This is a genomic window from Bradyrhizobium symbiodeficiens (genome assembly GCF_002266465.3).
Lineage (GTDB): Bacteria > Pseudomonadota > Alphaproteobacteria > Rhizobiales > Xanthobacteraceae > Bradyrhizobium > Bradyrhizobium symbiodeficiens.
The window spans coordinates 5,866,440-5,889,392 of record NZ_CP029427.2; the positions used below are offsets into that span (position 1 = coordinate 5,866,440).

General features: G+C 65.1%; 22 protein-coding genes. 13 read left to right on the forward strand and 9 right to left on the reverse strand.

The window, feature by feature from the left end; translation table 11 throughout:
* Positions 1-2,787 (forward strand): malto-oligosyltrehalose synthase, encoded by a 2,787-nt coding sequence (gene treY, locus CIT39_RS27565; RefSeq protein WP_094977194.1) that lies wholly within the window; start codon positions 1-3, stop codon positions 2,785-2,787.
* A gap of 2 nt (positions 2,788-2,789) precedes the next feature.
* Here treY and CIT39_RS27570 read toward each other — a convergent pair whose 3' ends face one another.
* Complete coding sequence (locus CIT39_RS27570; protein WP_094977193.1) at positions 2,790-3,107, reverse strand: polyhydroxyalkanoic acid system family protein; 318 nt, start codon at positions 3,105-3,107, stop codon at positions 2,790-2,792.
* A 182-nt stretch (positions 3,108-3,289) separates the two neighbouring features.
* On the opposite strand from CIT39_RS27570, the gene CIT39_RS27575 reads away from it, so the two are divergent.
* Positions 3,290-3,454, forward strand: coding sequence for a DUF3309 family protein (locus CIT39_RS27575; protein WP_018318514.1), 165 nt, complete (start codon positions 3,290-3,292; stop codon positions 3,452-3,454).
* Between the two features lie 164 nt (positions 3,455-3,618).
* Here the strand turns inward: CIT39_RS27575 and ligD are convergent, their stop codons facing one another.
* Entirely contained in the window at positions 3,619-6,300 is a 2,682-nt protein-coding gene (gene ligD / locus CIT39_RS27580) for a DNA ligase D (protein ID WP_094977192.1), read from the reverse strand.
* A gap of 116 nt (positions 6,301-6,416) precedes the next feature.
* Between ligD and ku the strand changes: the two genes are divergently transcribed.
* The gene (gene ku, locus CIT39_RS27585; protein ID WP_094977191.1) at positions 6,417-7,301 is read left to right on the forward strand and encodes a non-homologous end joining protein Ku; all 885 of its coding nucleotides are present in this window, start codon (positions 6,417-6,419) and stop codon (positions 7,299-7,301) included.
* A gap of 115 nt (positions 7,302-7,416) precedes the next feature.
* On the opposite strand, the gene CIT39_RS27590 is transcribed toward ku, so the two are convergent.
* From CIT39_RS27590 to CIT39_RS27615, 6 genes are all read right to left on the reverse strand, one after another.
* Positions 7,417-8,106: a response regulator gene (locus tag CIT39_RS27590; protein WP_094977190.1), complete on the reverse strand. Its 690-nt coding sequence runs from the start codon at positions 8,104-8,106 to the stop codon at positions 7,417-7,419.
* Positions 8,103-10,826, reverse strand: coding sequence for a sensor histidine kinase (locus CIT39_RS27595; protein ID WP_094977189.1), 2,724 nt, complete (start codon positions 10,824-10,826; stop codon positions 8,103-8,105). Before CIT39_RS27595 ends, CIT39_RS27590 begins: the two co-directional genes overlap by 4 nt.
* Before the next feature lie 40 nt (positions 10,827-10,866).
* Positions 10,867-11,472 carry a K(+)-transporting ATPase subunit C gene (locus tag CIT39_RS27600; protein WP_094977188.1) on the reverse strand — a complete coding sequence of 202 codons (606 nt, stop codon included), beginning with the start codon at positions 11,470-11,472 and terminating at the stop codon, positions 10,867-10,869.
* Between the two features lie 12 nt (positions 11,473-11,484).
* Complete coding sequence (kdpB, locus tag CIT39_RS27605; RefSeq protein ID WP_094977187.1) at positions 11,485-13,599, reverse strand: potassium-transporting ATPase subunit KdpB; 2,115 nt, start codon at positions 13,597-13,599, stop codon at positions 11,485-11,487.
* A 33-nt stretch (positions 13,600-13,632) separates the two neighbouring features.
* Positions 13,633-15,336: a potassium-transporting ATPase subunit KdpA gene (kdpA, locus tag CIT39_RS27610; protein ID WP_094977186.1), complete on the reverse strand. Its 1,704-nt coding sequence runs from the start codon at positions 15,334-15,336 to the stop codon at positions 13,633-13,635.
* 112 nt (positions 15,337-15,448) lie between these two features.
* On the reverse strand, positions 15,449-15,538 hold the full coding sequence (locus CIT39_RS27615) for a K(+)-transporting ATPase subunit F (RefSeq protein ID WP_018454042.1): 90 nt from the start codon (positions 15,536-15,538) through the stop codon (positions 15,449-15,451).
* 624 nt (positions 15,539-16,162) lie between these two features.
* Here CIT39_RS27615 and CIT39_RS27620 point away from each other — a divergent pair.
* The 10 genes from CIT39_RS27620 (at position 16,163) to CIT39_RS27665 (ending at position 22,031) form a co-directional block, all read left to right on the forward strand.
* Positions 16,163-16,630, forward strand: a complete 468-nt coding sequence (locus tag CIT39_RS27620; protein WP_162308715.1) for a hypothetical protein — start codon at positions 16,163-16,165, stop codon at positions 16,628-16,630.
* A gap of 20 nt (positions 16,631-16,650) precedes the next feature.
* A complete protein-coding gene (locus tag CIT39_RS27625) occupies positions 16,651-16,929 on the forward strand; it encodes a hypothetical protein (protein WP_162308716.1) in 279 nt (92 codons plus the stop codon).
* A gap of 133 nt (positions 16,930-17,062) precedes the next feature.
* The gene (locus CIT39_RS27630) at positions 17,063-17,317 is read left to right on the forward strand and encodes a hypothetical protein (protein WP_162308717.1); all 255 of its coding nucleotides are present in this window, start codon (positions 17,063-17,065) and stop codon (positions 17,315-17,317) included.
* Between the two features lie 24 nt (positions 17,318-17,341).
* Complete coding sequence (dapA, locus tag CIT39_RS27635; RefSeq protein WP_094977183.1) at positions 17,342-18,259, forward strand: 4-hydroxy-tetrahydrodipicolinate synthase; 918 nt, start codon at positions 17,342-17,344, stop codon at positions 18,257-18,259.
* Entirely contained in the window at positions 18,243-18,680 is a 438-nt protein-coding gene (locus CIT39_RS27640) for a hypothetical protein (RefSeq protein WP_244607462.1), read from the forward strand. The genes dapA and CIT39_RS27640 overlap by 17 nt, the downstream gene beginning before the upstream one ends.
* A gap of 111 nt (positions 18,681-18,791) precedes the next feature.
* On the forward strand, positions 18,792-18,983 hold the full coding sequence (locus tag CIT39_RS27645; protein ID WP_094977830.1) for a hypothetical protein: 192 nt from the start codon (positions 18,792-18,794) through the stop codon (positions 18,981-18,983).
* Positions 18,984-19,031: 48 nt separating this feature from the next.
* Positions 19,032-19,409 (forward strand): hypothetical protein, encoded by a 378-nt coding sequence (locus CIT39_RS27650; protein WP_334273042.1) that lies wholly within the window; start codon positions 19,032-19,034, stop codon positions 19,407-19,409.
* Positions 19,410-19,507: 98 nt separating this feature from the next.
* Positions 19,508-19,636, forward strand: a complete 129-nt coding sequence (locus CIT39_RS27655; RefSeq protein WP_256471536.1) for a hypothetical protein — start codon at positions 19,508-19,510, stop codon at positions 19,634-19,636.
* Between the two features lie 154 nt (positions 19,637-19,790).
* The gene (gene upp, locus CIT39_RS27660; RefSeq protein ID WP_094977181.1) at positions 19,791-20,426 is read left to right on the forward strand and encodes a uracil phosphoribosyltransferase; all 636 of its coding nucleotides are present in this window, start codon (positions 19,791-19,793) and stop codon (positions 20,424-20,426) included.
* A 33-nt stretch (positions 20,427-20,459) separates the two neighbouring features.
* Positions 20,460-22,031: an AMP-binding protein gene (locus tag CIT39_RS27665; RefSeq protein WP_094977180.1), complete on the forward strand. Its 1,572-nt coding sequence runs from the start codon at positions 20,460-20,462 to the stop codon at positions 22,029-22,031.
* A 7-nt stretch (positions 22,032-22,038) separates the two neighbouring features.
* Here the strand turns inward: CIT39_RS27665 and CIT39_RS27670 are convergent, their stop codons facing one another.
* A complete protein-coding gene (locus tag CIT39_RS27670) occupies positions 22,039-22,950 on the reverse strand; it encodes a flagellin (protein WP_162308718.1) in 912 nt (303 codons plus the stop codon).
* Between the last annotated feature and the right edge of the window lie 3 nt (positions 22,951-22,953).

Sequence of the window (22,953 nt, forward strand, 5' to 3'; positions counted from 1 at the left end):
ATGCCCCCGGCCATTCCGCTCGCGACATACCGGCTTCAACTCACCGCGGAGTTCGACTTCGACAAAGCCGCCGCGGTCGTGCCTTACCTGAAGACGCTCGGGATCACGCATCTCTACGCTTCGCCGGTGATGAAGGCGCGCAAGGGCTCGACCCACGGCTACGACACTGTCGACCACGGCCAGTTCAATCCGGAGCTCGGCGGCGAAGCCGGCTTCGCCCGGCTGAGCGAGGCGCTGACCAGGCACGACATCGGCCTCATCATCGACTTCGTGCCCAATCATGTCGGTGTGCATTTCGCCGACAATCCCTGGTGGCTCGACGTGCTGGAATGGGGCCAGGCTTCGCCTCACGCCGCGTCCTTCGACATCGATTGGGATCTGCTGCCCTACCGCGCCCGCGGCGGCGTGCTGCTGCCGATCCTCGGCGCGTCCTATGGCGAGGCGCTCGAGCGCGGCGACATCGAGCTGCGCTACGATCCTGACGAAGGAAGCTTTTCCGCCTGGTATTTCGAGCATCGCCTACCCGTCGCGCCGGAGCGCTATGGCGAGCTGCTGCGCATGATCGTGAAGGAGGCCGACGCCGGCGAGACCGACGCGGGCAAACGCCTGCTCTCGCTTGCGGCGCGCTATACGGGATTGCGTCGTCCCAACCGCAAGGATGCCCCCGCGTTCAAGGCCGAACTCAGGGAGATCCCGGGTGCCGCCGAAATCATCGCCCGCGGCCTTGGCGCCTATCGTGCCGCCCCGGATCGTCCAGCGCAGACGCTGACGCTGCATCATCTGCTCGAGCGTCAACATTACAAGCTCGGCCACTGGCGGCTCGCCTCCAGCGATATCAATTACCGTCGCTTCTTCGACGTCAACGGGCTCGCCGGCCTGCGCGTCGAGGACGCGAGCACCTTCGCCGCCACGCACCGACTGGTGAAGCGGCTTGTCGCCAACGGCAAGCTGCAGGGCATTCGCCTCGACCACATCGACGGCCTGCGCGACCCCGCGCAATATTGCCAGCGGCTGCGCCGGCTGGTGCGGGACGCGCAGGGCAACACCAAGCCGTTCTACACCGTGATCGAGAAAATCCTGTGCGAGCACGAACGCCTGCCGCACTTCGCCGGCGTTCAGGGCACCACCGGCTATGAATGGATGAACGTCATCACCCAGGTGCTGATCGATGCCGGGGGACTGGGGGCGCTGGACGAGACCTGGCGGCAGATCAGCAACCGGCCGCCGCGGCTTGCGCCTTACGTCAAGGACGCCAAGCGGCGCGTGCTGGAGACCCTGCTCACCAGCGAATTCACCGTGCTGACCCGCCTGCTCGCGCGCATCGCCAACGGGCATTACACCACCCGCGATTTCTCCGCCGACAGTCTGCGGCAGGCGCTCGAGCTCTATGTGCTGCATTTTCCCGTGTATCGCACCTATCTGACCAACAGCGGCCCGACGGCGCCCGATCGCAAGCTGATCGACGACACCATCGCGCGCGCCCGTGCGGAATGGTTCGCGGCGGACGAAGGCATCTTCGACTTCCTGCGCGACGCCCTGACCATGGATCTGCTCGCGCCTGGCCGCCCACCGCACAGCGCTCCGCGCGTGCGCCGCTTCGCGCTGAAGGTGCAGCAATTCACCGGGCCGATGATGGCGAAGTCGTTGGAGGACACCGCCTTCTATCAATTCCACCGGCTGCTCGCGCTCAATGAGGTCGGCGGTGATCCCGCCAGCTCCGGTCTCACGATTTCCGCCTTCCACGAGACCATGCAGGCCCGCGCCAGGGAATGGCCGCTGGGGATGACGGCGACCGCCACGCATGACACCAAGCGCGGCGAGGACGCCCGCGCCCGTATCGCCGCGCTCAGCGAGATTCCCGGCGATTGGACCAGCGCGGTTTCGCGCTGGAAGGTATTGAATGCGCCGCACCTCACGCTCCACGGCAATTACCGCGCGCCGTCGGCGACGTTCGAATACATGCTCTACCAGACCCTGCTCGGGGCCTGGCCGCTGCAGGGGCCGGTCGATGCCGGCTTCGTCGATCGCATCCAGGTCTATGCGCTGAAGGCCGCGCGCGAGGGCAAGGAAGAGACCAGCTGGCTCAACCCGCATGAAGCCTACGAGAACGGCGTCAACAGCTTCATCGAGAAGATCCTCGATCCCGCACTATCCAGTGAGTTCCTGGAGTCCCTGCAAACGATGGCGCGGCGCGTGGCGCTGCTGGGCGCGCTGAACGGTTTGAGCCAGGTCACCCTCAAGGCGACGCTGCCCGGCGTGCCCGATTTCTATCAGGGCACCGAGTTCTGGGACTTGTCGCTGGTCGACCCCGACAATCGCCGCCCGGTCGACTTTGCTGCGCGGCACGCGGCGCTGAAAGCGCTGGACGATCCGGACTGGACCAGTCTGAGCAAGAGCTGGCCCGACGGCCTGATCAAGCTGGCCTGGACACGGCGTCTGCTCAAGCTGCGCAATGAACTCGCCGACGTTTTCGCGGAAGGCGACTATCAGCCGCTGGCGGTGCGCGGCGCACATGCCGACCATGTCATTGCTTTCGCCCGCCGCCATGGCCGCGCTGCGGCGATCGTCGTGGTCGGGCGCCATTTCGCGCCGTTCACCCAAGCCGGCCGGGAATGGCCCGCGCTGGATGGCTTTGACGCGACCGTCGATATCACAGGTTATGTCGTAAAGGGCCATGAGAGCCACGAACTGCCGGTCACGCAGGCCTTCGGTGATTTTCCCGCTGCCGTCATCGAGGCTCGCACGGCAACCGCCATTAGGCCCTCGCGACCGCGCGCGCGCGGCTGAAGCTACTTTCCCCCGTCCTTGGTCAGCAGCAACTGCCCGCGCTTCTTGATCGTGGCCTGCGCCATCTCGGCAAAGCGCTGCAGCAGCCAGGGCAGCACCACCTCGACCCGGACTTGATCATCGCCGACGTCGACCTGACCACTCGCGATCTGCCCGAGCGCGCGGATGCGGAAATTCATGCTGTCGCCGGTCCAGCGCTCTTCCTCGACCTGCATCACGGGAATGCTGGCGGCGGCGCGACCAAGCCCGGTCTTGAGCCGGCGTACCGCCTCCTCCCGGCCAAGACGGTGCGGAATTGAAACAACAAGCGGTGCTGACATGGCCCTGCCCTATAGTGACGGATACTCACATAGTCATGCCGGCGGCGTGTCCAATGGTTCCATGCAAGTTGATGCGCCGGCCGTGTTTCAAAGATGGAACTTTAAAACCTGCGGCAAGTTGCCCTCGTACAACGAGACAGGTTGGCAACGACCCTTTTGAGGAAGGGCTGGAGGAGTTTCGCATGTCTATCGGTACAATCATTCTGATCATTCTCGTCATCGCCTTGCTTGGCGGCTTCAGCGGCATCGGCGGCGGACCGTTCTACGGCACCGGCTATTACGGCGGCGGCGGCCTCGGGCTCGTCATCGTCATCCTGCTGATCCTGCTGCTGATGGGACGGATCTAGCAAGCACGACCGCTTAGACTTGTAGGTGGGCCAGCGCGCTTTGGCGCCGTGCCCACCTATTCGTCGTGACGAAAAGATCGTGGGCACGCTTCCGCCTTCGCTCTTCGAGCTACGGCGGACAAGTCGCTTTGCCCGCCCCTACGGACGCGGTGTCCGGAGCCCGCCTACTTCATTTTTCCCGCAAGCTTTTTGATCGCCGCCTTGATCGAGGCGGCCGCATCGTCATAGCCCTCCCACGCCTTCGACCGCGGCAGCAGGCCCGGGACGGTTCGCAGCGTATAGCGCTTCGGATCGAGATCGCTCTTCACCTGCGCCCACGTGACGGGCATCGAGACCGTGGCCCCCGCGCGCGCCCGCGGCGACAGGGGCGCCACCGCCGTCGACATCCGGTCGTTGCGGAGATAATCGAGAAAGATCTTACCCTCGCGCAGCTTCTTCGACATGTTGAGCAGATAGCGCTCCGGATCGTCGTTGGCCATCCACTGGCAGACGCCCTGGGCGAAGGCCTTGGCTTCCTTCCAGCTCACCTTGTCGCGCGCGCCGTGAAGCAGCGGCACCACCACATGCAGGCCCTTGCCGCCCGTGGTCTTGCAGAAGCTCTCCATGCCGAGGTCGACGAGCCGCTGGCGCATGTCCTTGGCGGCCTCGACCACATCGGCGAACCCGACATCCGGCGCTGGATCGAGATCGAACACCAGCCGGCCCGGCGTATCGTAAGCATCAGGCGCACAATTCCAAGGATGCAGCTCGACGCCGCCGATCTGCGCGACGGCGGCAAGCCCTTCGACGCGATCGATCTGCAGATACGGTTTGCGATCGCCGGAGACTTTGGCGAGTTCGAGCAGGTTCGAAGTGCCCTGCATGGCATGACGCTGGAAGAACGTCTCGCCGCCAATGCCATCGGGCGCACGCACGATCGAGCACGGCCGCCCCTTCAGGTGTTCGATCATCCAGCTCCCGACCGCCTCGAAAAAGCGCGCGAGATCCAGCTTGGTCACGCCCTCGCCGTCACCGCCGTCCGGCCAAAGCTCCTTGTCCGGCTTGGAGATGACGACGCCCATCACCTCGGCCGTGCCGGCGTCTTTCGACCGCTTCGCCGTCTTCGTTGCGCGCTTGCCGGCTTTTGGCTCGGCGAGCTCGGTGTCGACAGGCGTCTCCGCCTCCACCTCCTCGGCCGGCTTGTCCTGCCGCAAGCCCTTGAACGCGGCCTGGCGGATATTGCCGTCGGCGGTGAAGCCGGCGAACTCGATTTCGGCGACGAGCTCCGGCTTCAGCCAGTGCACCTCGCGGCCTTTCTTCGGCGCGTTCTTGCCGCCGAAAGGACTTTCCTTGGCCGCCATCGCCTTCAACGACGGCATGATGCGCTTGACCTTATCGGCGCCGAAGCCGGTGCCGACCATGCCGACGAAGGCGAGATGATCGCCACGCTGCACGCCGGCCATCAGGGAACGGAATTTGCCGTTGGTCGTCTTGTAGCCGCCGATCACGACCTCATGGCCGGCGCGGCACTTTGCCTTGGTCCAGCTTTCTGTGCGGCCGGAGCGATAGGGCGCGTCCAGCTTCTTCGACACCACGCCTTCGAGCTCGAGCTTGCAGGCCGATTGCAGCACCGCATCGCCGCCGCTCTCGAAATGTTCGACATAGCGGATCTGGGCCGATTTGCGCTTGCGCTTCTCCAGCAGCTTCTTGAGCTGCGCCTTGCGCTCGGCAAGCGGCAGCCGCCGGTAATCCTGCCCCTCGGCGAACAGAAGGTCGAACGCAAAGAAGATCAGGTCGTCAGTCTTGCCATCGGACAACGCAGCCTGAAGCGAGGAGAAGTTCGGCGCGCCATTGTGGTCGAGTGCGACGATCTCGCCGTCGATCACCACGTCCGGCAGCGCGGCTGCCTCCTCCGCGATGGAGCCGAACTTCCCGGTCCAGTCGAGACCCTTGCGCGTCTTCAGCGTCGCCTTGCCATCCTCGACCCGGAGCTGCACACGATAGCCGTCGAACTTGATTTCGTGGCACCAGCCCTCGCCGGCCGGCGGCCGTTCGACCAGCGTACAGAGCTGCGGCGCGACGAAGTCCGGCATCTCCGAGACTTTTTTGGCATTCGTCGCCGTCGAGGCCTTCTTCTTCGCCGCCCTGGTCTTGACGATCTTGCTGCCCTTCAATGCCTTGCGCGGCGCCGGCTTGACAGTTTGCCCCTTCGCTTCCTCGGCCCGGTTGGACTGCCAGACCGCGTCGGCCCTGGTCCTGGCGCCCTTGGCCAGCATGAACGGCTTTGGCGCGCGCCCCTTGCCCTCGGCGATCTGCTCCATCGCCCGGCCGGAGGCGACCGACTTGTCCTCGCTGAGAATGTCCTCGCCCTCGGCCGCATATTCGTCGCGGTGCTTGATCAGGAGCCAATTGGTGCGCTTGCCGCCGCTGCGGTCATTGCGCATGCGCACCAGCACCCAGCTGCCGTGCAGCTTGTCCCCATGCAGGGTGAACTTCAAATCGCCCTTCTTGAAGCCGCGTTCGGGATCTTCCGACTCCCAGGTGCCGCGATCCCACAGCATCACCGTGCCGCCGCCGTACTGCCCTTCCGGAATCGTGCCTTCGAAATCGCCATAGTCGAGCGGGTGGTCTTCCACCTCGACCGCCAGCCGCTTGTCGTGCGGATCGAGCGAGGGGCCCTTGGTCACCGCCCAGGACTTGAACACGCCGTCGAATTCGAGCCTGAGATCGTAATGCAGCCGGCTCGCATCGTGCTTCTGGATCACGAAGCGCCGCTGCTTCGACGGCGTCACCGCCGTCTTGCCCGACGGCTCCGGCGTCTTCTCGAAATCACGTTTCTGTCGATAGGTTGAGAGTTTCTGCAGCACGGCCAGTCCCGCTTTTCATTCGGGGATTCAAGCCTATCACGGCCCAAGTCCCATCCGGAACCAAAACCCCACGGGGCGGTTGGGGTTCCAAATCGCCTTGAACACCGGAGAATGGAATGGCACCGCGCGCCTACTGGAAGGGAACGTTGAGGCTGTCGCTGGTCAGCTGCCCGGTCGTGCTTTATCCGGCGACCACGGCGGCCGAGAAGACGCGGTTTCACATGATCAACCGCGAGACCGGCAACCGGCTGAAGCAGCAGATGATCGATTCCGAGACCGGCGACGTCGTCGAGAGCGACCAGAAAGGCCGCGGCTACGAATTGCGCAAGGGCAAATATGTCGAGATCGAGCCGGAGGAGCTCGAGGCGGTGCAGATCGAGAGCAACCACACCATCGACATCGAGAGCTTCGTGCCGAGCGAGGAGATCGACGAGCGCTATCTCAACCACCCCTATTACATCGCGCCCGACGGCAAGGCCGCGGTCGATGCGTTCGCGGTGATCCGCGACGCCATGAAGGACCAGGATCGTGTGGCGCTTGCCAAGATCGTGCTCACCAACCGCGAGCACATCATCGCGATCAAACCGCTCGGCAAGGGCCTGCTGGGCACCACGCTGCGCTTTCCTTACGAGCTGCGCGACGAGGACGAGTTCTTCGACGACATCAAGAGCCCGAAGATCACCAAGGACATGGTCGAGCTCGCCGGCCACATCCTCCACACCAAGGCGGCACATTTCGACCCCGGCAAGTTCAAGGACGAATATGAGACCGCGCTGAAGGCGCTGGTGAAGCGCAAGGCCAGCGGCAAGACAATCGAGCTGCCGGAGCCCGAGGAGCGCCCCAGCAACGTCGTCAACCTGATGGATGCGCTGAAGCAGAGCCTGAAGGGACGCGGCGGCAAGAAGACGGCGGCGAAGCCGCACGCGCGCCGTGGGACGGGGCGGCGGCAGGCCGCCAAGAAGGCGCATCGGTCCACGGCGCGGCACCGCAAGGCGGGCTAACTGCTCGCCCAGCACGGGATATCGTAGGGTGGGCAAAGCGAAGCGTGCCCACCACCTTATCGGAACGAGAAAATGGTGGGCACGGCGCTTTGCGCCTTTGCCCACCCTACGGGTCTCAATCCCCCGCCTTCAACCGGTAGCCGATCCCCGTCTCGGTCAGCACAAATTGCGGCCGCTCAGGATCGGCTTCGATCTTCTGGCGCAGCTGGCGGACATAGACGCGCAAATATTGCGCGTCGGTCAATTCGTCCCAGAGCTCCTTCAGCAGGAAGCGGTGGGTGAGCACTTTACCCGCGTGCTGCACCAGCACGCGCAAAAGATCATATTCCTTCGGCGACAGTTTGACGTCACGCTCGCCGACCTTGACGATGCGGCGGACGAGATCGACCGAGAGATCGCCGGTGCGGAACACCGGCCGCTCGCCCTGGATCTGGAGCTGGTGCCGCAGCGCGGCGCGCAGGCGCGCCAGGAGCTCTTCCATGCCGAACGGCTTGGTCAGATAATCATCGGCGCCGAGATCGAGCGCCTGCACCTTGCCGGCTTCGTCGCCGCGGCTCGACAGCACCACGATCGGCACGGCTTCGTTGCGGGCACGAATGGTGCGCAGCAGCTCGTGTCCCTGCACGTCGGGCAGGCCGAGATCGAGGATGATCAGCGCCGGCTCCTCGGCCAGCTTCTCCAGCGCCATCCTGCCGTTCGACGCTTCCAGGATTTCATAGCCTTGCGTCGTCAGCCCCATCCGCAGCAATTTCCGGATCGGCGGCTCGTCGTCGATGACCAGGACCTTGATCAGGGCAGCACTCATGCGGCGGTGTCCAATGCGCGGCTGTCTGCCGGAACGGGAAGACGGATGGTGAGGACGGCGCCACTGCAGTCACGGCGGTTGGCGGCCGAGATCGTGCCGCGCATCGCCTCGACGAAGCCGCGGGAGATGGCCAGCCCGAGCCCCGTGCCGGGACGGACGTGATCGCCCTTCTGCGCGCGGTAAAATTTGTCGAACACGCTCTCGAGCTCATCAGGCGGGATGCCGTCGCCTTCGTCGGCGACATCCAGTACGATTTGATCGCGCTCGCGCCTGCTCTTGATCGAAACCGTGGTGTCCGGCGGTGAGTATTTTGCGGCATTGTCCAGCAAGTTGAACAGCACCTGCTCGAACAGGACGGCATCGAGCTGAAGCATCGGCAGATCTGCCGCCAACTGCAGCTCCACCTTGTGGGCGATCAGGATCTTGCTGGCGCGCCGCAGCGCGCTGCCGACGATCTCGCCGAGATCGTGCAGCGCCGTGTTGGGCACGATCGCTCCGGATTCGAGCTTGGTCATGTCGAGCAGATTGGCGATGAAGCGGTTGAGCCGCTCGGACTCGTCGATGACGGTGGCGAGCAGATCGCGCTTCTCGGTGTCGGATAGCGCACCGGCGAGATCGCGCATGGTCGAGGCCGCCCCCAGCACCGAGGCGAGCGGCGTCTTCAAATCGTGCGAGATCGAGGTCAGGAGCGCGGAGCGCAAGCGTTCGGATTCGACGGTGCGCTTGACGCGGTCCATGTCCTCGACGAGCAGCACGCGCTCGATCGCCAGCGCGCCCTGGTCGACCAGCGCATCCAGCAGCCGGCGCTGATCCGGCGTCAGCAGCGGGCCGGTGCGATCGTTGTCGATGCCGATCACGCCGATCGGGCCACGCCCGGTGCGCATCGGCAGGAACAGCCGTTTTGCACCCGGCAGCGTGTCCGAGCCGCGGCCGGCGGGGCGGTCGTTGCTCCAGGCCCAATTGGCCGCGGCAAGGTCGGCCTGGTCGAGCTCGTCTTCGGGCGGGTAGCCGGACTTCACGGTGAGGAGGCCTTCCTCCGGCAGCAGCAGCACCACCCGAACTTTCAGCATCAGGGCGATCTGGTAGGCGCTCGCCCACAGCACGTCGTCGAGCGTCGCGGTGCCGGCGAGCTTGCGGCTGAAAGCGTAGAGCTGCTCGCTCATCCTGATCCGGCCGATGGCGGCGTCGGCCTGGGTGCGTACGCGCGCGGCGACATTGGACACCACGAATGCGATCAGCATGAAGAAGAAGAACGCCGCGACGTTGGTCGGATCGGTGATGGTGAAGGTGTAGACCGGCGGCAGGAAAAAGAAATTATACGCCAGCGACGCCGCAATGCTCGCCAGCAGCGACGGCAACAACCCATAGCGGACAGCCACGGCAACCACCGCGGTCAGGAACATGAGATCGACGTTCTCGATGCCGAAATACGGCTTGATGGCCACCGCTGCGGCAAGGCCGAGCGCGGTGATCCCGAGCGCCTTCAAGTAAGGAATCGCGTCGAATGGCTCGGACCGTGCAGCGGTCTGTACCGCCGTCTTCGGCGCCGGCTCGCTCGTCAGCTCGTCACCTGGAATGACGTGAACGCTGATATTGCCGGCCCGACGCACCAGGTCGTTCACGACGGAGCCGCGCGTCATCTCGAACCAGCGCGAGCGCGTGGACTTGCCGATCACGATCTGGGTGACGTTGTTGCCTTGAGCAAAGCTGACGACGTCGTCGGCGATGCGGCGGCCGACCGCGGGAATGGTCAGCGCCTCGCCGCCAAGCGATTCCGCGAGCCGCAGCGTATCGGCCAGCCGGTCGCGCTGCTCGTCGGACAATTGCAGGGATCGCCGTGTCTCGATCGAGATCGCGGTGAACGGCGCATGCAGCCGATCGGCCAGCCGCTTGGTGTAGCGGACGAGACCGGCCGCGCGCGGATCCTCGCTGACGCAGACGAGGATGCGCTCGCCTGCGGCCCAGGGACCGACAATGGCATTCGCCTGCATGTGAGTGAGCAGTTGCTCGTCGACCCGCTCGGCGGTGCGCCGCAAAGCAAGCTCGCGCAACGCGGTCAGGTTGCCCGGCGAAAAATAGTGCTCCAGCGCCCGCTCGGCCTGCCTGGACACATAGACCTTACCCTCCTTCAGGCGCTGAATGAGATCGTCGGGCGTGAGGTCGATCAGCTCGATCGCGTCGGCGCGGTCGAACACGGAGTCGGGCACCGTCTCGCGCACCCGGACGTGAGTGATCTGCGCGACGACGTCGTTCAGGCTCTCGATGTGCTGGATGTTGACGGCGGTGTAGACGTCGATGCCGTTGGACAACAATTCCTCGACGTCGAGATAGCGCTTGGGATGGCGGCTGCCGGCCGCGTTGGTGTGGGCGAGCTCGTCGACCAGTGCAATCTGTGGCCGGCGCGCGATCACCGCGTCGAGGTCCATCTCCTCGACGATCTGCCCGCGATAGTCCAGCCGCTTGCGAGGGATCACTTCGAGGTCGCGCACCAGCGCCTCGGTCTCGGCACGTCCATGGGTCTCGACGAATCCGACCACGACATCGACGCCCGACTTGCGCCGGGCGTGGGCGCTTTGCAGCATCTCGTAGGTCTTGCCGACGCCGGGCGCGGCGCCGACGAAGATCTTCAGCTTGCCGCTGGCACCCTCCTCCCGCCGCGCGGCTTCCAGCAGCGCCTCGGGAGACGGACGTTGTTCGGGATCGCGGCGCTCTCGGACCATCGGGACAATATAATCATGGGAGCGCCGCGAGCCTAGTCCGCTACTTCGCGGCGGTGCGGTCGAGCGCGAGGTTCAACGCCAATACGTTAACGCGCGGTTCGCCCAGCAGGCCGAGCAGACGGCCCTGGACATTGGAGGCCACAAGCTGCTTCACCGCGTCTTCCGGCATATTCCGGGCCTTGGCAACGCGCGGCACCTGGAATTGCGCCGCTTCCGGGGAGATGTCCGGATCGAGGCCGCTGGCGGAGGTGGTGACGAGATCTACCGGTACGGCAGCGTTCGGATTTTCCGCCTTCAACTTGTCCACATCTTCCTTGAGCCTGTCTGCCAGCGCCTTGCTGGTCGGGCCGAGATTGGAGCCTCCCGAATTGGCGGCGTTGTAGGGCGCGGACACCGTCTTGGTCGAATCATTCGGGTCCGGCGCGAGCGTCGCCGAAGGGCGGCCGTGGAAATATTTGTCGTCCTTGAACTCCTGCCCGATCAGGGCCGAGCCGACCACCTTGCCGTCCCGCTCGATCAGGCTGCCTTGCGCCTGTGAGGGGAAGATCGCACCGGCAATGGCGGTCATTGCGAGCGGATAGGCGAGGCCCGTGATGGCGGTAAGCACCAGCAACAGAACGATGGCGGGGCGGATTTCTCTGAGCATGCTGGGTCTCCTTTAGACCAGGTGCAAGGCGACAACGACGAGGTCGATCGCCTTGATGCCGATGAACGGAATGACGATCCCGCCGAGGCCGTAGATCAAGAGGTTGCGGCGAAGCAGCGCGCCGGCACCGACGGCACGATAGGCAACGCCCTTCAGCGCGAGCGGGATCAGCCCGATGATGATCAACGCGTTGAAGATGATCGCCGAGAGGATGGCACTCTGCGGGCTCGACAGGTTCATGACGTTGAGCACGTTGAGCTGCGGGTAGAACGCCAGGAACATCGCCGGGATGATCGCAAAGTACTTCGCGACATCGTTGGCGATCGAGAACGTTGTCAGCGCGCCGCGCGTCATCAGCAGCTGCTTGCCGATCTCGACCACCTCGATCAGCTTGGTCGGGTTGGAGTCGAGGTCGACCATGTTGCCGGCCTCGCGGGCGGCCTGCGTGCCCGTGTTCATGGCGACACCGACGTCGGCCTGCGCCAGTGCCGGCGCGTCGTTGGTGCCGTCGCCGCACATGGCGACCAGCTTGCCCTTGGCCTGCTCGTCGCGGATCAGCTTGAGCTTGTCCTCCGGCGTCGCCTGTGCCAGGAAATCGTCGACGCCTGCCTCCGCTGCGATCGCGGCCGCGGTCATCGGGTTGTCGCCGGTGATCATGATGGTGCGGATGCCCATGCGGCGCAGCTCGGCGAATCGCTCGCGGATGCCGCCCTTGACGATGTCCTTGAGCTGGATCACGCCGAGCAGCTTGCCGTCCTTCGCGACCGCCAGCGGCGTGCCGCCGGCTTTAGCGATGTCGTCGGCAATGGTCTGGACCTCGCGACCGAGGTCCGACAGCGCCGCCGGCTGGATCGCCCGCGCCACGTTGCCCGACGCAACCGCCAGCGGCGCACCACCGCCGACATAGTTCAGCATGGCATCGACCGCGCCCTTGCGCACCGACGAGCCGCCGGCATCGACGCCGCTCATGCGGGTCTGCGCCGTGAAGGGAATGAAGGTCGCTCCCAACTCGGCCATGTCGCGGCCGCGGATGCCGTATTTCTCCTTTGCCAGCACCACGATGGAACGGCCCTCCGGCGTTTCGTCGGCGAGCGAGGCGAGCTGGGCTGCATCCGCCAGTTCCTGCTCGGTGACGCCGCGCACGGGACGGAATGCGGTCGCCTGCCGGTTGCCGAGCGTAATGGTGCCGGTCTTGTCCAGTAGCAGCGTGTCGACGTCGCCGGCGGCCTCGACCGCACGGCCGGACATCGCCAGCACATTGAAGCGGACCAGGCGGTCCATACCGGCGATGCCGATCGCCGACAACAGCGCGCCGATGGTGGTCGGGATCAGCGTCACGAACAGCGCGACCAGCACGACCACCGAGATCGAGCCGCCGGCATAGGCCGCATAGCTCGGAATGGTGACCGTGGCGAACACGAAGATGATGGTGAGGCCGGCGAGCAGGATGTTCAGCGCGATCTCGTTCGGCGTCTTCGCGCGCTCGGCGCCCTCGACCAGCTTGATCATGCGGTCGATGAAGGTCGAGCCCTGGGCTGCCGTGATGCGGACGCGGATCCAGTCGGACAGCACTTGCGTGCCGCCGGTCACCGCCGAGCGGTCGCCGCCGGACTCGCGGATGACGGGCGCGGATTCGCCGGTGATGGCGGCCTCGTTGACGGAAGCAACGCCCTCGATCACCTCGCCATCGGACGGGATGGTGTCCCCCGCCTCGACCAGCACGATGTCGCCGACCTTCAGGCTGGTGCCCGGCACCAGGCGATAGGTCGTGTCGGAGCCGGTCAGGAGCTTGGCCTGGCTCTCGGTGCGGGTCTTGCGCAGCGAGTCGGCCTGCGCCTTGCCGCGGCCTTCGGCCACCGCTTCGGCGAAGTTGGCGAACAGCACCGTGAACCAGAGCCAGAGAATGATCTGGAAGGTGAAGCCCAGGCCAGCGCCTCCCGTAAGGACGTCGCGCAGGAAGATCGCCGTGGTGAGCGCAGCCACGACCTCGACCACGAACATCACGGGGTTCTTGACCATCAGCCGCGGATCGAGCTTGACGAAGGAGGCGCGGATCGCAGGCACGACGATCTTGGGATCGAGCATTGCCGAGACGGACGCGCGTTTTTGCAGTTTCATGGTTTCCATGGAGGTCACTCCAGACAATCAGAAGGCTGTAGATCAGAACACTTGGCCGGCGTTCATCGCGAGATGCTCGACGATGGGGCCAAGCGCGAGCGCCGGGAAGAAGGTGAGGCCGCCGATGATCAGGATCACGCCGACGACGAGACCGACGAACAGCCCGCCGGTGGTCGGGAACGTGCCCGCCGACGGCGGAATCGATTTCTTGGCAGCCAGTGAGCCTGCAATCGCCATCGCCGGGATGATCATGAAGAAGCGGCCGACGAACATCGCGCTTGCAAGCGTGAGGTTGTAGAACAAGGTGTTTCCGGTGAGGCCCGCGAAAGCCGAGCCGTTGTTGCCGGTCGCCGAGGTGAAGGCATAGAGCACTTCGGTGAACCCGTGGGGGCCGGCATTCGCCATGGAGGCGACCGCCGCCGGATAGACCACGCCGACTGCGGTCCAGCCGAGATACATCAGCGGCAGCACCAGGATGGCCAGCATCGCCATCTTGACCTCGCGCGCCTCGATCTTCTTGCCGACATATTCCGGCGTACGGCCGACCATCAGGCCTGCGACGAAGATCGCGAGCACGACGAACAGCAGCATGCCGTAGAGGCCGGCACCGACACCGCCGATGATAATCTCGCCGAGCTGCATGTTGATCAGCGGGATCATGCCGCCGAGCGCGGTGAAGCTGTCATGCATGGCGTTGACGGCACCACACGAGGCGGCCGTCGTGATCACGGCGAACAGCGAGGACGCGACGATGCCGAAGCGAACCTCCTTGCCCTCCATGTTGCCGCCTGTCAGGCCGAGCGCGTGCATCGTCGCGGTGCCGCTGGCTTCCGCCCAATAGGTGACGGCGACGCCCGCGATGAACAGCACGCCCATCACGGACAGGATCGCCCAACCCTGGCGCTGATTGCCGACCATGCGGCCGAACACGTTGGTCATGGCCGCGCCGAGCGTGAAGATCGACAGCATCTGCACGAAGTTCGACAGCGCGGTCGGGTTCTCGAAGGGGTGCGCCGCGTTGGCGTTGAAGAAGCCGCCGCCGTTGGTGCCGAGCATCTTGATGGCGACCTGCGAGGCGACCGGGCCGAGCGCGATGGTCTGCTTGGCGCCCTCGAGCGTCGTCGCCTCGACATACGGGCCGAGCGTCTGCGGCATGCCCTGCGAGACCAGGAACAGCGTGTAGACCACGCAGATCGGCAGCAGCACGTAGAGCGCGGTGCGGGTGACGTCGACCCAGAAATTGCCGACCGTACGCATCGAGGCGCGCGAGAAACCACGGATCAAGGCCATCGCCAGCGCGATGCCGGTTGCCGCCGACAGGAAGTTCTGATGCGTCAGGCCGAGCATCTGGACGAGATAGGACAACGTGCTCTCGCCGCCGTAGTTCTGCCAGTTGGTGTTGGTGATGAAGGAGATCGCAGTGTTGAACGAAAGATCTTCCGCGACCGCGCCCTGGCCTGCCGGATTGAAAGGCAGCACGGCCTGGAGGCGCATCACGCCGTAGATGATGAGGAAGCCCCCGACATGGAACAGCAGCATGGCGACCGTATAGGTCAGCCAATGCTGCTCGCGCTTCTCGTCGACGCCGGAGAACCAGTAGATCCCGGCCTCGATCGGGCGCAGCACCGGCGACAGGAACGTTCGCTCGCCGTTGAAGACGCGCGTCATGTACCAGCCGAGCGGTTTTGTCAGCGCGACGATGATCGCGCAGAAAAGAATGATCTGGAGCCAACCGATCATAGTCATGGCATTAACCCTTCAGACTTTGTGTCCGCCGCAGAAGCGGCAGCAGCAACGCAAGCAGGCAGGCGACGAGCGCGGCGTCGGCCAGCAGCAATTCGAGAAGCAGCAGCACGGGTCAGAACCGCTCGGGCCGCAGCAGCGCGTAGGTGAGGTAGAACAGCAGGCCGAGCGACACGGCACCGGCGAGCGAATAATCGAAGATCATGATCCGTCCCTCACAGCCGTTCGCAGGCGTAGGTGTAGCCGATCGCAAGCGCGAAGAAGCCGAAGCCCAGCGCCAGCATCAGAATGTCCATCATTGGAATACTCCTCGTTGCACTCCATCCCGGAGGCAACTGTGTCTCTATTCCCGGCAGGGGGCTTGCGTTGGATCAAGCGCAACGCAGGCCCCGCGGCTCCTGGCCGGAACTTTCACCGCGTTCAAGTGCCACCCCGGGCATAGGTTTTCGAGATGAGGGCTATGGCGAAGTTATAGGAATCTTATAAAAACCCGGGACGTCGTGATCGGTGGCCATACGCCCCCGACAGCGCATTCCAAACGGTCGTTCAGACCGGCGACGCAAGTACGCGATCTACCATCGTCCTCGCTGCCGATTGTTACCTCGGACGGTGGCCGAGGTCTTTTCAAAAGGCCTGCTTCTATAAATGCCTGCTTCGCACAAAGACTGCGGTCGAGATTGAACGCAGTCCAGACGCCCGAACTGGCGGCGACAGTGCATTTATGAAATCCTTATATCTCCCGCCTCTTCCCCATCTCGTTTTCAAATGTCCTTCCGGCCATCTTGGAGAGGCCGGCCGACTGACCGACGCCAATTCCAGGAGGCCTGACATGACCGCCGCTCTCCGACGCTATGCTCCCCCCTCACTCAGCGGACGCCTGCGCGATGCGCATGCGATGACGCAGCCGCTGATGCTCGAGATCATCGACACTGCTTGCCGGCGCTTTCCCTCACTCGGTCAGAGCGATCGCGCTGCGCGCGTGATGCGCCTGGTCGACGTGGAGGCCTGGGCTGATGCCGTGCTGGCGCTGATGGAGCTGGAGCTGCCGCTGTGGCAGGTCCGCCGCATCGCCTATGACGAGGGTGAGTGGCATTGCGCGCTCTCGCGAGAGCGCGAATTGCCGGATTGGCTCGACAACGCGGTCGAGGCACGTCACGCCGACCTGGCGCTCGCGCTGCTGTCGGCCTTCCTCGAGGTCCAGGCGTTAGCCGTGGAGACATCGCGGCCAAGCGTTCCCACGGTGCGTCCCGCTCCGGACCCGTTCTACGAGCCGCTCGGCTGCGAAAACTTCAGCTGAGCTAGCCGGAGGTTAGCGCCTTGCCGCAATCTTCGGACATATCGCCGGTCCTGAGCCCGACACGCGCGATCGCGCGCTTTGCCGTCCGCGTGGTACTCCTCGCCGCCTTTGCCGCCTTCGGCAGCATCGGCTTCGGGCGGAGCCTGGCAGCACTGCTCTGGATGTCGATCGTCCTGTGCGCCGCCGTCGCCCTCCTGCGGCGCGAGCCGCTGTTCGGTCGCGCCCTCAATCATTGGGACGAATGCGCCGCATTCGGTGCGCTGTTCGCGCTGGTCCATGCCGTCAACGAGCTGACCTGAACCCAGGCCTTTATGGCGCGCTTATGAGATCGCCGCGCAGCCTCACTCGAATTCATATCTGCTTGAAACGATATTGATCAGACGGTTGCGGGACATGCGCCCGCCACCTCTGTCAATCGGAAGGAATAAGTCCGTGAAACTCGTCGAACCTCCCTCGTGCAACTCGCCCTCGACCATCGTCTTCATCGGCCGCAACCACAGCGGACAGTGGGTCGCGCAGGAACAAAACGGCCTCTATGGCGGCCTGTTCGTCAGCCGCGTCCAGGCCATCAAGTACGCATTGTTCGAGAACGGCCAGCATCCCGAAACCATCGTCGAGCTGCCGCGCGAGATCGAGCTCGACATGGGCAAGAGCCCCAGCAGCAACAGCGCACGCCGCGCCGCCTGAGCCGGCGCATACGGGCGAAAAGCCATGTTCACTCCTCCCTCAGCCTGGTTCACCGGCTTCATCCCGGATATGCCGACTCCGTTCGATACGGCGGACGCGATCGATCTCAAGGCGTTCGCAGCTCTCTGCGAGCGCCAGGTCGCGGCCCGCGTTCCCGCGCTCGTGGTCTGCGAGACCGCTGGCGAGGCGCCGACGCTCTCGCCGGCCGAGCAGGAGCTCGTCATCCGCACGGCGGTCGATGTCACCCGCGGCCGCGTGCGGGTCATCGCCGGCGCGATGTCGAATGCGACCAGCCATGCTATCGAACTCGCGCGGCGGGCGGAGGCAGCCGGCGCCGATGCCGTCATGGCGGTGGTGCCCGCCTACAACAAGCCGATGCAGGAGGGCATGCTCGCGCACTTCCGCGCGATCGCCGGTGCGATCGGCTTGCCGGTGATCCTGCACGACGTTCCTTCCCGCACGCTGCGCCCGCTGGCCGACGAGACGCTTTTGCGTCTGGCCGAATCCCGCCAATTCGTGGGCTTGAGTGACGGCGGCGGCGACATCACCCGCCCGATGCGCCTGTCCCGGCACCTGTCTGCGGGCTTTCGCCTGCTGTCAGGCGACGACGTTACCGCCTTCGCCTACATCGCGGACGGCGGCGATGGCGTGATCTCCGAAGTTGCCAACATCGCGCCGGATCTCTGCCGCACGATCTTTTCGCAGGTCAGGCAAGGCCGGCTGCAATCCGCACGCTACCTGCACAAGCGCCTGATCCCGCTCATCACCTGCCTCTCCAGGGAAAGCCCGGCGGCCCTCAAGAGCGCCCTCGCCATGCTCAACTTGATGCGGCCGGACACGCGGCTGCCGATCGTGCCGTCCGACGCCGCTGGCCGCGCGGAGATCGCAAGAGCCTTCGCCGCGATCGCCGACGAGGAGCTGATCGATGGCGTCGGAGCCTGATGCGGCGCGGCCATCCGGCTCTCACATGCTGCAATCGACTGAAGAACCGCAGAGGCTGCTTCGGGCCTGGCAACTGGCGGTGCTGCGCTTTGCGGTGACGCTGGACGAACCCGACAGGCTCAATGTCGTCGCGCTCGCCACAGAGCTCGATCGTCTCGGCGGCCGGCGCGAGCTTGATGATACCCTCCATTTCTTCCGGCGAAGCTCCTCAAAACTGTGCGCGGCAATCCACGGGCAGCAACAGAATGCGGATGCAACCCTGGACGGCTTCTTCAGCCAGATCGAAGAACCACGCCTACGGCTCGCTTTCGCCGCAGCCATCGGCATGACGCATTCGGCCCCAGTAACGCCTGGGGTTCGATCGAAGCTGCGCGCCGACCTCTTCAAGGGGCTGACGGCGCGACGTCCGGTTTCCTTATGACATTCCTATATGACTGCCCTGGCGCTCATCTCGCAATCCTACGCCGGGATCATCATCCTACGAGACGGATCAGGACGGCTCTCGCCGCACCACAGACAAGGACTTCCGAAGATGTCGATGCTGACCCACGGCCTTGAACGGCCTCTCGCCTGGGCGGAGCGCCCGGTGCTGATTTCGGAAGCGCGCAAGGCACAGCTCAAGCGCCTCGCGCTCGGCGCGCTGACTTTGCTCTCGATGGGCAGCGTGCTCACCGCGCTCATTGCGCTGCGGACCGCAATCTACGTCTGGCATCTCCACCCCTGATCCACCGCGGCAGACATCATGACCCTGCAGATGTGTGAGGAGGCCGCCATGGCTGCCGTTGCTCTACAAGCCGTGCACCGCGCATCGAAGTCACGAACCGGGGCGCCTGATATCGGCGCGGCGACGGCGCTCAAGCCGCTCGATCCCGATGTCGTCAGCCCCGCCATTCCCGCCTTCTTCATCGGGCACAACCGTGCCGGCCTCTGGGTTGCCCGCGAGGCGCAGGGCCGCGCCGGCGGTCTCTTCCTGTTCAAGAGTTCCGCGGTCGAATTCGCCCACCGCCGCAGCGCGCCGGCCCGATGCGCACTGGTGTTTCCGGCCGAGACCTTCGAGCTCGACATCGAGAACCAGGGCAGTCCGCTGGTCGCGCTTGCGGCCCGATGGCTGGACGGGATGAAGCGAAATCTGGCCCGCCTTGTGAGGTAACGACATGATCGAGCTCAAGATCGTCATCCTGGTCGCATTGTTGGGCGCATTGCTGCTGGGCACGCGCGTCACCGCGCGCCCGGCCTCGGACGGCTAGCATGCAGCCCTTCAAGGGGAATCTCGAGCAGGCGGTCACAACGACCATCCTGACCATGACGCTCAGCCTGATCTGGGGCGCCATCCTGACGCTCGTGATCACGCTTGTCGCGCGCGGGCTCGGCGTCTAGCCCCTTCTTGCTCCGACCGTGAATCGAACTTGACTGCCTACGCGGCGAGCAACCCGGCCCACAGTGCGGTGACGTTGCCCGCCGAGGCGGGCCGTCCTGCGGAAAACGCCGCGCCGATCTGGCACAATTCCAGGGAACCGTGTAGAGCGGTTTCATGAGCACAGGCAGTGTCAACGTCGTCGCCCATCCCCTGGTCCAGCACAAGCTCTCGCTGATGCGGGAGAAGGATCGCTCGACCAAGAGCTTTCGCGAGATTCTGAACGAGATCGGGATGCTGCTCGGCTACGAGGTGACGCGCGATTTGCCGCTGGAGCTGGTCGAGATCGAGACGCCCATCGCGCCGATGCGGGCGCCCAAGATCGCCGGTAAAAAGCTCACGCTGGCGCCGATCCTGCGCGCCGGCGTCGGCTTCCTCGACGGCATGCTGGCGCTGATGCCCTCGGCGCGCATCGCCCATATCGGGCTCTACCGCGATCCCGAAACATTGCAGGCCGTGGAATATTACTTCAAGGCGCCGCAGGACCTGTCCGACCGCACCGTGATCCTGATGGACCCGATGCTGGCGACCGGCAACTCGGCCTGCGCCGGCGCCTCCCTGCTCAAGGCCCGCGGCGCCCGCGACATCCGCTTCGTGTGCCTTCTGGCCGCGCCCGAGGGTATCGCGCAGTTCCAGAGCGAGCATCCGGACGTGCCGATCTGGACCGCCGCGATCGACGAGCGACTCAACGACCACGGCTACATCGTGCCTGGCCTGGGCGATGCCGGCGACCGGATGTTCGGCACCAAGTAGACAGGTCGGCGCGATCGGGTTACTCCCCTTGCCATGAGTGCCAACGCGTTTTCGCTGCAATCGCTGATCCGGTCAGAGTCCGTCGCCGATCCCGCCTTCGTATGCGACGGTACGCCGGTCTCGCACGCGGAGTTCACCGAAAGGATCGAGCAGACCGCGGCCTGGCTTGCGGCGCAGGGGATCGGCAGGGGCGACGTGGTCGCAGTCTGGCTGGTCAACCGGATCGAATGGCTCGCGCTGCTGTTCGCCGCCGCCCGCTGTGGTGCGATCGTCGCGGCCGTCAATACGCGCTACCGCAGCGCGGAAGTCGCGCATCTGCTTCGTTTGTCCGGCGCCAGGCTGATGGTGGTCGAGGCCGCATTCCGTGCGATCGACTTTGCTGCGATCCTCTCCGATGTCGCAAAGGACGAGGTGCCGGCACTGCAACGGCTCGCGGTGGTCGGTGCGGATGCGATCCCGGCGCACTGGCCCTGCGTACGCTTCGATGCGTTCGACACGAACTATCCGCCGGCACCAGCTCAAGATGAGGTCGATCTTCCGGTGCTGCTCTACACGACCTCAGGCACTACCAAGGGGCCGAAGCTCGTTGCGCATTCGCAGCGGACGCTGGCCACGCACGCCAATTCCGTTGCCCGCGCGCTCCAGCTTGATCCGCAGCGTCATGCGCTGCTGGCCATGCTGCCGTTCTGCGGAACTTTCGGCATGACGAGCCTGCTCGGCTTCGTCGCGGCGGGTGCGACCGTTCACGTGCTTGACGCCTTCGAGGCGGCACCGGCACTGGAGATCCTCAGCACGCAAGGCATCACGCACGCCTTCGGCTCGGACGAGATGTTCCGCCGCATCCTCGCCCTCACCGATGCACCACGCCCGTTCCCGCATCTGGAAGTCTGCGGCTTCGCCGCGTTCCAGCCCGGCTGGCGCGAGCTTGCCGCGGAGGCCGAGACGCGCGGCCTGCCGCTGTTCGGCTTGTATGGCTCGAGCGAGGTGCAGGCCCTGTTCTCGATCGCCCGCGCCGGCGATGCCTTCGCCGACCGGATCGAGGGCGGCGGCTGGCCGATGTCGGCCGATGCAAAGGTGCGCGTGCGCGACACCGAGACCGGCGAACTCGCAGCGCTCGGCGTTTCCGGCGAGATCGAGATCAACGCGCCGTCCCGCTTCCTCGGTTACTTCAACAATCCCGATGCGACGCGCGATGCGTTCACAGCGGACGGCTTCTTCCGCACCGGAGACATCGGCCGGCTCCGCGGCGATGGTTCCTTCGTCTACGAGACCCGCGCCGGCGATGCCATGCGGCTCGGCGGTTTCCTCGTCGCGCCCGGCGAGATCGAGGACGAGCTCAAATCGTGCAACGGCGTGGCCGACGCCCAGGTGGTTGCAGTCGATCTCAAGGGCCAGGCGCGCTGCGTCGCCTTCGTGATCCCGGCGAAGGAGCCACCAATGCAGGAGACGCTGATCGCGCGCCTGCGCGAGCGGCTCGCCGGCTACAAGGTCCCAGCCCGGATTTATGTCGTGGAAGCCTTTCCCGTCACCGACAGCGCCAACGGCGTCAAGATCCAGCGCGCCCGGCTTCGTGCCATGGCGATGGAGCGCATCGCGGCCGAATGAGGCCGGCCTATTTCAGATAGCTCGCAAGATTCAGACTCAGGATCTTGCCAAGCGCCGAATAGGACGCGGTAAGTTGCGACTCGTAGGTCGAGAGCTCCGCCGTAACGGCGGCGACGTCGACGCTGGTGAGGTCGCTCGACAACGTCTCGGCATAGCTCTTGTAGTCGGCCTGGCGCGCGCTCGCCGTCTCGATCGAGGACGCCGCGCTGGAGAGCTTCGCCTGCACGGCCGCAGTGTCGTCGAGCGCCGTGCTGGCAAGATCGAGCGCGCTGGAGATGTCCGCAGACGACAGCGAGGTGCTGTTGGCCACGAATTTCAGCACACGCATCACTTCCTCGAACGCCGAATTGTCGGCGGTGACCCCATAGGAGACGGTCTCACCGGCGCCGACACGCACCGAGGCGAGCTCGTCGTCGCCGCCGTAGTAGCTGCTGTCCGCCGTGGTGAGGGACCCCGTCCCGGACGAAAAGCCCGTGAGATCGACCGGGGCCGTGTCGGTCCTGCCGCCGGCAAAGACATATTGGCCGTCATACTGCGTGTTCATGATCGACCCCATCTCCTCCAGCATCTGCTGGGCCGAACTGATCACCGAATTCGTCTCGGTCGAGCTTCCGGTCGAGGCGGCGCTGAGCTGGGAGCGAAGTTGAGTGATGATATCGGTCATCGAGCCGACCGCCGAATACATCACCTGCACCTTGCTGTCGGCGAGCGTCGCGGCGTCGATATAGGACTGCGCGCGCGTCACCGAGACCTGGAGGTTGACGACGTGCTGGGCGTCCGAGCCGTAGCCGCCGAGATCGCTCGAGATGATGCCGGACGATTCCTGGACCTGCTTCTCGGCCATGACCGCCTGCACGCGCAGCGCGTCGGAGATCATCTTGCTCGACTGCGCGAAGGTCGCGACCCGCATCGCCACCATGCC

What these genes read in the sequence shown, in the direction of transcription:
- treY (WP_094977194.1), top strand. Translation starts at nt 1, where the DNA reads ATGCCCCCGGCCATTCCGCTCGCGACATACCGGCTTCAACTCACCGCG.
- CIT39_RS27570 (WP_094977193.1), bottom strand. Translation starts at nt 3,107, where the DNA reads ATGTCAGCACCGCTTGTTGTTTCAATTCCGCACCGTCTTGGCCGGGAG.
- CIT39_RS27575 (WP_018318514.1), top strand. Translation starts at nt 3,290, where the DNA reads ATGTCTATCGGTACAATCATTCTGATCATTCTCGTCATCGCCTTGCTT.
- ku (WP_094977191.1), top strand. Translation starts at nt 6,417, where the DNA reads ATGGCACCGCGCGCCTACTGGAAGGGAACGTTGAGGCTGTCGCTGGTC.
- CIT39_RS27590 (WP_094977190.1), bottom strand. Translation starts at nt 8,106, where the DNA reads ATGAGTGCTGCCCTGATCAAGGTCCTGGTCATCGACGACGAGCCGCCG.
- CIT39_RS27595 (WP_094977189.1), bottom strand. Translation starts at nt 10,826, where the DNA reads ATGGTCCGAGAGCGCCGCGATCCCGAACAACGTCCGTCTCCCGAGGCG.
- CIT39_RS27600 (WP_094977188.1), bottom strand. Translation starts at nt 11,472, where the DNA reads ATGCTCAGAGAAATCCGCCCCGCCATCGTTCTGTTGCTGGTGCTTACC.
- kdpB (WP_094977187.1), bottom strand. Translation starts at nt 13,599, where the DNA reads ATGGAAACCATGAAACTGCAAAAACGCGCGTCCGTCTCGGCAATGCTC.
- kdpA (WP_094977186.1), bottom strand. Translation starts at nt 15,336, where the DNA reads ATGACTATGATCGGTTGGCTCCAGATCATTCTTTTCTGCGCGATCATC.
- CIT39_RS27615 (WP_018454042.1), bottom strand. Translation starts at nt 15,538, where the DNA reads ATGATCTTCGATTATTCGCTCGCCGGTGCCGTGTCGCTCGGCCTGCTG.
- CIT39_RS27620 (WP_162308715.1), top strand. Translation starts at nt 16,163, where the DNA reads ATGACCGCCGCTCTCCGACGCTATGCTCCCCCCTCACTCAGCGGACGC.
- dapA (WP_094977183.1), top strand. Translation starts at nt 17,342, where the DNA reads ATGTTCACTCCTCCCTCAGCCTGGTTCACCGGCTTCATCCCGGATATG.
- CIT39_RS27640 (WP_244607462.1), top strand. Translation starts at nt 18,243, where the DNA reads ATGGCGTCGGAGCCTGATGCGGCGCGGCCATCCGGCTCTCACATGCTG.
- CIT39_RS27645 (WP_094977830.1), top strand. Translation starts at nt 18,792, where the DNA reads ATGTCGATGCTGACCCACGGCCTTGAACGGCCTCTCGCCTGGGCGGAG.
- CIT39_RS27650 (WP_334273042.1), top strand. Translation starts at nt 19,032, where the DNA reads ATGGCTGCCGTTGCTCTACAAGCCGTGCACCGCGCATCGAAGTCACGA.
- CIT39_RS27655 (WP_256471536.1), top strand. Translation starts at nt 19,508, where the DNA reads ATGCAGCCCTTCAAGGGGAATCTCGAGCAGGCGGTCACAACGACCATC.
- upp (WP_094977181.1), top strand. Translation starts at nt 19,791, where the DNA reads ATGAGCACAGGCAGTGTCAACGTCGTCGCCCATCCCCTGGTCCAGCAC.
- CIT39_RS27665 (WP_094977180.1), top strand. Translation starts at nt 20,460, where the DNA reads ATGAGTGCCAACGCGTTTTCGCTGCAATCGCTGATCCGGTCAGAGTCC.
- CIT39_RS27670 (WP_162308718.1), bottom strand. Translation starts at nt 22,950, where the DNA reads ATGGTGGCGATGCGGGTCGCGACCTTCGCGCAGTCGAGCAAGATGATC.